Annotated in this window: 1 protein-coding gene; it reads left to right on the top strand. The window is 54.9% G+C overall.

Translation table 11 applies throughout. From position 1 onward, the window contains the following. The coding region (locus AAEZ18_RS18830) for a cysteine hydrolase family protein (RefSeq protein ID WP_352255927.1) at positions 1 to 269 on the top strand (269 nt) is incomplete at its 5' end. Between the last annotated feature and the right edge of the window lie 4 nt (positions 270 to 273).

The raw sequence follows: 273 nt of genomic DNA, 5'->3' as shown, positions 1-273 counted from the left end.
CCTACTCGCCCTGGACGAATGGTCGCCTGCATAGCGCCTTACTTCATCAGGATATCGGCACACTGGTCGTAACAGGAGGCGAGACGGACATCTGCGTGCTGGCCGCCACGCTTGGGGCTATCGATCTCGGCTACAAGGTTATCCTGCTGAAGGACGCGGTATGCAGTGCGACCGATCAAACGCACGATGCATCGCTGGAACTTCTCAGCAAGCGCTTCTCAGTTCAAGTGAAGGTTATGAACACCGAGGAATGGTTGTCGTCATTTTAAAGCC

The organism is Pseudoalteromonas sp. 19-MNA-CIBAN-0066 (assembly GCF_040308705.1).
Taxonomy (GTDB): Bacteria; Pseudomonadota; Gammaproteobacteria; order Enterobacterales; family Alteromonadaceae; genus Pseudoalteromonas; species Pseudoalteromonas nigrifaciens.
This window is presented reverse-complemented; position numbering and strand designations above follow the sequence as displayed.